The organism is Desulfatibacillum alkenivorans DSM 16219, assembly GCF_900142135.1.
Classification (GTDB): domain Bacteria; phylum Desulfobacterota; class Desulfobacteria; order Desulfobacterales; family Desulfatibacillaceae; genus Desulfatibacillum; species Desulfatibacillum alkenivorans.
Map to the genome: position 1 here is coordinate 74,808 of NZ_FQZU01000029.1, position 6,909 is coordinate 81,716.

Sequence of the window (6,909 nt, forward strand, 5' to 3'; positions counted from 1 at the left end):
CTATCAGCGAAATCTTAATGCTTATATTCTTGCGACGGAGAATGCGATGAATCCTGTGAAGAGGCCGACAAGTGTGACAGCTATTGGTTGGGTGTGGATTGCTTTGGGCGGGTTTATGATTTTCACCTCCTGCATGGCTTTTTTTATATTTCTGGCTATGTGGGGGGCGCTGTCGGAAGAGCCGGCCATACCGGATTTTGTCAAATATTATCCACTGTTGTGCGTCGCCAACATATTTCTTGGCGCCGCAGCCCTTGTTTCAGCAATCAACTTCCTCAAACTCAAAGCCTGGGCGAGAACAGTGCTTGAAGTGGTGAATTGGATAGTCCTTGTCTTCCTGATAGGGTTTATGGGCGTTTGGGTTTTTTTCTGGAATTTTTTAACCTCTTCCGCTCCTGACGTTCCGGAAGGTTTTACATCAATGGGCATAGCAGGCGGAGTGTTTGCCCTTCTTTTTTACGGCGTTCCTGTTGTAATGGCGATTAAATGCCTTCGCGGATCAACGGTAAAGGAAGCCATACGCACGGCGGAACAAGACGGCGCCCTTGCAGCGCCTTCCATCCCGCCCCTTCCGACGCCCCGGGTGTGAATATCTAACGGATGCTGCAGAAAGCATGATGCAATGAGGATGTTTGGCGCCTGCAAACATTCCATTGCCGGAACGTCCTAAATAGTATGGAAGCAATTATTATGAATTCAACAAGCAAAGAGCATAAACCGCCTTACGGGAAGAAGCCCCCCCATAGCCTGTACGCCGTCGGATGGGGATGGATTGCGCGTCGCCTCCGCTAAAAAAATCTGGCCCGAGGTTTGCAAATTCCTTAAAAGGATATAATATAAGGCGATTCTTTAAAGAGAGCCCTATAAATTTACAGATACTTTTTCCGGAAAGGAATGTGCATGTACGAAGTCTCCGAAGCGCACAAGGCGCGATACGCCATTCATCAGTTCAAGGTGATCACCGACTCCCTGGCGATCCGGGGGTTTTATCGTCCTTCTGGGAAATTCGGCAAGGCTCTGGAAAACTGCCTGCGGAGCCTGAGCCCGGAGATATACGGGTCCCTGAACGATCCCCGGGTGGTGGAGTTGAAAGGGCTGGAGTACGTGATCGACCGCCTGCCCCGCGGCATTGAGGAATGCACCCGGGTGATTTTAACGGAGGAGGACCCCTTCAAGGACTCGCCCTTTGAACGGATTGAGCCGTTCAAGCGCCGCAGAACCTCCTACCGGATCAGCGACAAGGAAATCTGCTTTGTCATCTCCCGGGGCCTGAGCGAGATTTACGACATCCTGACCCACATGACCTTCCTGAATATGGAGGCGGCCAAGATCCACTCCAAAATGCGGGACGACTCCGGAAACATCACCGTGGAGTGGGCCGAGCTGGAAAAAGTCGCTCTCCGCAAGGAGCCCGTGTCCCGGGACAAGGTGGATCAGGCCTTGTGGAACCTTAGCATCATCCTGGGCCGTTCCTACGGAGAGACCAAAGCAACCTACGAATACCTGGAAAAGACCAAGGTCGAATACAAAGCCAATAACGGCTTGTTTTCCCTGGTGTACCGGCTGGGCAAGCGGATAGACGAGGAGTCTTCCTCCCGCGAGAACATGCTGGTTATTTATCTGACTCCCTCGCTCATGAACATTATCGGCCACCAGAAATACGGCCGCCAATGGGGGGCGGACATCAAGGAAAAGCTGGTGGAGCTGGGGCTTAAGGACCGGCCTCTGCACATTGTCAGCGCCAACCTCCACAGCGTGGTCAACACCTTGTACGGATACGCCGCGGTCAAGGAGGTTCACCCCGACGTTGCGGCATTGGATGACGTTTATGCCTTTTTTGACGCCTTGAAGGCCCACGGGGACGATGTGCTGGCCTTTGCCGAGAAAAACGGCGTGCATCCCATGCCGGATCAATCCGGTTCTCATATCGATTGCCAGATTATTGATACCGCCCCCCTGAAATGCGTGGAGGTGCACCCGGGCCTGGATATTGAAACCTGCACTCAGGACGCCAACCCTCCCGTGATTCTGGTCATGGACTACGCATTCGGCGCCCAGGCCTTTGAGTTGATGGAAAACCTGCTGAAACCCCTGAAGAAGGATAACGGCGAGATCCGCTTTGATATCCGCTCCGTCTCCATCATGGGCAAGGCGGGAATCCTGACCGGCAAGCAGGGAGACATCATGCTGGCCACGGCCCATGTGTTTGAAGGAACCTCGGATAATTACAACTTCCGGAACGACATGGTCCCCGAAGATTTCAATGCCCAACAGCACAGCGTGTTCGTCGGCCCCATGGTCACGGTCCTGGGAACCTCCCTCCAAAACCGGGACGTGCTCCTTAAACTCAAGGACGACTGGAAAACCATCGGGCTGGAGATGGAGGGCGGGCATTACCAGCGGGCCATAAGCGCGGCGATCATCAAGGGCAATATACCTTCGGGAACCAGGGTCCGTTACGCCTATTACGCTTCGGACAATCCCTTGCAGTCCGGCCAGACCCTGGCCGCCGGGGCCATGGGCAAGGAGGGCGTGCGTCCGACCTATATGATCACCAAAGTGATTCTGGAAAAAATTTTCGGCAAGCCCGCCGAGTGATCACCGGGCGTCCAGGACGCTCCTGACCACCTGGGCCACGTCTTTTTTGCGCATGGGCTTTTTTATCACGCCGTCCACTCCCATATCTTGCGCCTCCCGCCGCGTGAGGGCTTCGGCGAATCCGGTGCACAGGACCACAGGCAGGTCCGGCTGCAGGGCTTTGGCGTCCCTCGCCAATTGAGCGCCCGTCATGATGGGCATGTGCAGCTCGGTGATAATCAGGTCGAATTTGCCGGGGGTGTTCGCCAGGGCGTCCAGCGCCTCCTTGCCGTTAGCCGCCGCGTGGACCGAATACCCCAGACGAGTCAGCACCTGAGTGTTCATCTTGCGGATTTGCGGATCGTTTTCAGCCAGCAATATGGTTTCGTTGTCCTTGGCCGCGGGCGCGGCGTCCATGGCCTTGGACCGCATCTGTTCAATGGCGGGCAAATAGATTTCAAAAAGAGACCCTTTCCCCGGCGTGCTTACGGCCCTTATGTCGCCGCCGCAGTTTCTTGCAAATGCGTGAGCCTCCGAAAGCCCCATGCCCGTGCCGTCGCCCACCTCCCGGGTGGTGAAATAGGGCTCGAAAATGCGGTCCATGATCATGGGATCGATGCCCGCGCCCGTATCCCTTACGCTGATCTTTGAGTATCTCCCGGGAGGCAGGGCGAAATCAGGGACCTGTTCGGGCCTCAAAAACGCCTCTTCCAGGGAAACCTCCAACTCCCCGCCCTTGTCGCGCATGGCGTGAAAAGCGTTGGTGCACAGGTTTACCAGGGCCTGATGCGCCTGGGAGGGGTCGGCCATGACCGCGGGAGCCTCGTTGGAGATGTCCTGCGTGATCTTTATGGTGGCCGGCAAGGTCCCCCGCATGAGCCGCACCACCTCATGCACTATAGGCCCAAGCTCCGTGGCCGCCTGCTGCTCCTTGCTTTTATGGGCGAAGGCCAGGATCTGGTGCACCAGGTCCTTGGCCCGGTTAATGGCTATGAGCACTTCCTGAAGATTCTGGGCGGCCGCGCTGTCTTCGGGAATGTCATCCACGGCCATTTCCGTGTAGCCCATGATGGGATATAAAATGTTGTTGAGGTTATGGGCGATGCCCCCGGCCAGGGTCCCGATGGCCTCCATCTTCCGGGTCTGCCTCAGGTTTTCCTCCAGGCGCCGCCTGTCCGTGATGTCCCGGCAAAGACCCAAAGTGGCGGGGCTGCCCTCATGGGGGATCAGTTGGCACACCGTCTCGAGCCACATCAGGGTTCCGTCCTTTTTGAAAACCCGAACGATCTGGTGAGGATCCACCTTTTTTCCGGCGAGGCGGTCCAAAAAGCGGGCGGCGAGCTCCGGGTAATCGTTGGGGTGAACCAGTTCAACCAACTCCTGGGTCGAAAGAGCGCGCAACTCCTTGGCGGTTCGCCCCACCATTTCCTCCAGGGCGGGATTGCAGTATACCACCTTTACTGGGTCGTTTCTTATTATTCCCACGCCCTGGAGGGATTGCTCCACCAGGGTCCGGTACATGATTTCCCGCTTTTTTAATTCAATTTCCGCATTTTTCCGGGCGGTTATGTCATAAATTACCGCCATGATAGCCGTGGCCTCGCCTGACTCGTTCTTGAGCATCCCGCCTGAGTGCCAGGCGGGAAAGGTGGTTCCGTCCTTGCGGACGTGTCCCACTTCTCCCCGAAAGGATCCCGCCTCCAGGGTTTTGTTGATAAAAGGCAGGACGTCCAGCCGCATTTGATCCGGCGTGTGAAATATACTCAGATTCTTTCCCTGCAGCTCCTTTACTTCATATCCGTGCATACGGGCCCAGGCCGTGTTGGCGAAGGTAAGGACTCCGTCCATGTCGGCCACGGCAATGCCTTCCATAGACTGCTCCACGGCCGCCTGCAATTCCATGGCCTTGATTTCCGCCTTTTTCCTGTCCGTTACATTGGCGCCTACGAAAACAAGGAGGTCCTCTCCCTCCAACCCGACAAAAAAAATGTACTGCCCGTGGAGCCAAAACCAATCCCCCCCCTTGCTTCTGGCCCGTATGTCCCCCACTGACGCGGGAGTGTTAGGCGTCTCCATGCATTCGGCGATAACGGCATCCACCCTGCGCCAGTCTTCCCGGTGTATAAAGGGCTGAACTGTATTGCCTATCAGGTCCTCGGGGGCATAGCCGACGGACCGGACGGTGGAGCTGGCGTAGATGATCTCATGCTCCTTGGTATGGGCGATAATAATGTTAGCGCCGCATTCCGCCACAGCCCGAAAAAACGCCTGGCTCATCTCCATAGTCCAACAGGTCCTCTGTGCAGGAAAGGCGGGGGGGCCTTTCACTTTCTTTAAAATTAATGTTTTAAGATGAGGTCATTAATATTCGTCTAACGAAAATGGGTCAAGGAAAGAATCATCCGCAAGCGAACCTTTGCACCCGGGAGGATGGCCTTTGACAAAGGGTTTCCAACGAATATGGTCAAAGCTCAATTTGTTTTATGTTGTAAAGCGCCCCAGTCATGCAAATTTGGAATAAAACTTGCTTAAACTCCATGGCTAAAGCTGTTAAAAACATTGGATACGGCGGGAAAAGGGGGGCGGAGACGCTCAGGCCCCGGCTGGTCAGGGGCTTTTCAATACTTTTCCAAAGATATCAACGCAGCCTGTTGCGTCAATAACCTGGCTGTCCGGCGGAAAATTGGCGCAATCCGCCCAAAGGCAAGGCAAAGCGGGCGGAGCTGGACGAAAATTATGCCGCTCTGGGCCTATAACGAGCAATTTTAGCCTGAGATGGGCGCCATGCCTTACGACGGCCAAGCCCTGACAAAGGCGGCGCCGACCCAGAGGCCAGGCGCGGGAGCGGCGAAAAAGAGGGGCTCGAAAAGATTCGGGGCCTTCCGGAAATATGGCAGGCGAGGCGATTATGGGCGCTCCTACAAAATAGCCCATGCAGACAACCGGCTCACTCAACATGTTGTATGAATCGCGGTAAACGCCCGTTTGCTGCAACGGTTGCGCATGTCGGCCGGCGGTATTTGTATTGAATGCATGTATTTTTGATGCGTTCTTCATAATTTTATTGAAAAATGTGAAATAGATCATAGCCATGACGCATTCTTTTGGCTATGCTGTTGGACGATCAGCTTGTCAAATATGCTTTTTCGGTCTTGCCGGAAAAAAGTTGGAAGTCAATAGTTTTTTTTATTTGACTCCATGCCGAGGAAGTTGATAAGTATGGTCACGGGATATTGATGGTAAAAAGTGAATCAGTTTTCGAGATTGGAAACAGCCTGAGGCGTTAAGCGTTCCGGCGATCTATGCAAAAACCCGTTTTGCAGCCGGAGTATTAATGTTCGTCTTGGGCGCTCCTGTTTTTTCCAAAACAGCACGCCTTTACAATCTCACTTCTGCCTTTTTCCTCAATATTCCAAAATATCCCAAAAGTATTTGTTATGTAGGCAAAGTTTTGATTTTCAGTAATGGCTGAAAAGCAAAGCGGATTAACAAGTATTACACCATCGATATCCTGAGTCTTACAATTTTGGGCCGACAGAGCAGGCTTTGTTGGCTGTCGCTCGTGAAGTGCGTAAACCTGTTTGTAGTTAATTTGACGCTGTGTAGAAACATAAGTGTTTTTATAAACTGGAATAATAGGAGGCTACGGTGAGGAACACGCTAAAGCAGGTGATCATTTTGGGGCAGGTTATATTGTGGCTGGCAATGGCCGCGGTAACCTGGGCTGGACAAGAGCCCGAAGAATCCGTTGTGCCGGATAGCGGCATGCCCGGTGCAGTGGAGAGATCGCTCAACGAGCGGGAGATTCCCGCTCATTCCCGGCTGCCCGAGATCAGCGTTCAGGACGAACAGAGCGCGGTGTTCAAGGGCGGGGAAGGTGTGACGTTCCGTTTATCCAAGATCCGTTTTGAGGGTCAGCGGGTTTTCGCGGACCAGGATCTCCAGGAGGTTGTGGCGCCGTACGTGGGCCAGACCATGGAGGTGAGCGCCCTCAAGGAAGTGACGGACGAGGTGACCCGGTTCTACAAAGAGCACGGGTACTTCCTCTCCCGCGCCTATGTGCCTCCCCAGTGCATCAAGGAAGGGGAGGTTCTGATCAAGGTTCGCGAGGGCCGGTTGGGCGAGATCATCATCCGGGGCAACAAGCGATACAGCCGGGAGCTTCTCCGGAACACCCTGAAGGTGATCCGGGGGGAAGGCGCGGTGCGCACGGCGGACGTGGAGCGGGGCCTTTTGCTTCTGACGGACATTCCGGGCCTCAACGTGAAGGCCACGTTCAAGCCCGGCGAGCGTCCCGGCACCTCGGACATCGTGCTGGACGTGACCGAAGAC

The 6,909-nt window shown here is 54.7% G+C and carries 5 protein-coding genes; 3 read left to right on the top strand and 2 right to left on the bottom strand.

Features of this window, described 5'->3' with window-relative positions; translation table 11 throughout:
* The first annotated feature begins 73 nt into the window (after positions 1-73).
* Both BUE18_RS19550 and BUE18_RS19555 read left to right on the top strand, forming a co-directional pair.
* Positions 74-589: a hypothetical protein gene (locus tag BUE18_RS19550; RefSeq protein WP_139264808.1), complete on the top strand. Its 516-nt coding sequence runs from the start codon at positions 74-76 to the stop codon at positions 587-589.
* A gap of 311 nt (positions 590-900) precedes the next feature.
* The gene (locus tag BUE18_RS19555; protein ID WP_073477868.1) at positions 901-2,598 is read left to right on the top strand and encodes a DUF6909 family protein; all 1,698 of its coding nucleotides are present in this window, start codon (positions 901-903) and stop codon (positions 2,596-2,598) included.
* Here BUE18_RS19555 and BUE18_RS19560 read toward each other — a convergent pair whose 3' ends face one another.
* Both BUE18_RS19560 and BUE18_RS19565 read right to left on the bottom strand, forming a co-directional pair.
* Positions 2,599-4,860 (bottom strand): PAS domain-containing hybrid sensor histidine kinase/response regulator, encoded by a 2,262-nt coding sequence (locus BUE18_RS19560; protein WP_073477869.1) that lies wholly within the window; start codon positions 4,858-4,860, stop codon positions 2,599-2,601.
* 324 nt (positions 4,861-5,184) lie between these two features.
* Positions 5,185-5,670 carry a hypothetical protein gene (locus tag BUE18_RS19565; RefSeq protein WP_073477870.1) on the bottom strand — a complete coding sequence of 162 codons (486 nt, stop codon included), beginning with the start codon at positions 5,668-5,670 and terminating at the stop codon, positions 5,185-5,187.
* A 555-nt stretch (positions 5,671-6,225) separates the two neighbouring features.
* On the opposite strand from BUE18_RS19565, the gene BUE18_RS19570 reads away from it, so the two are divergent.
* Positions 6,226-6,909 (top strand): POTRA domain-containing protein (locus BUE18_RS19570; RefSeq protein WP_139264809.1); only part of this gene is annotated, 684 nt, incomplete at its 3' end.

What these genes read in the sequence shown, in the direction of transcription:
- BUE18_RS19555 (WP_073477868.1), top strand. Translation starts at nt 901, where the DNA reads ATGTACGAAGTCTCCGAAGCGCACAAGGCGCGATACGCCATTCATCAG.
- BUE18_RS19560 (WP_073477869.1), bottom strand. Translation starts at nt 4,860, where the DNA reads ATGGAGATGAGCCAGGCGTTTTTTCGGGCTGTGGCGGAATGCGGCGCT.
- BUE18_RS19565 (WP_073477870.1), bottom strand. Translation starts at nt 5,670, where the DNA reads ATGGCTATGATCTATTTCACATTTTTCAATAAAATTATGAAGAACGCA.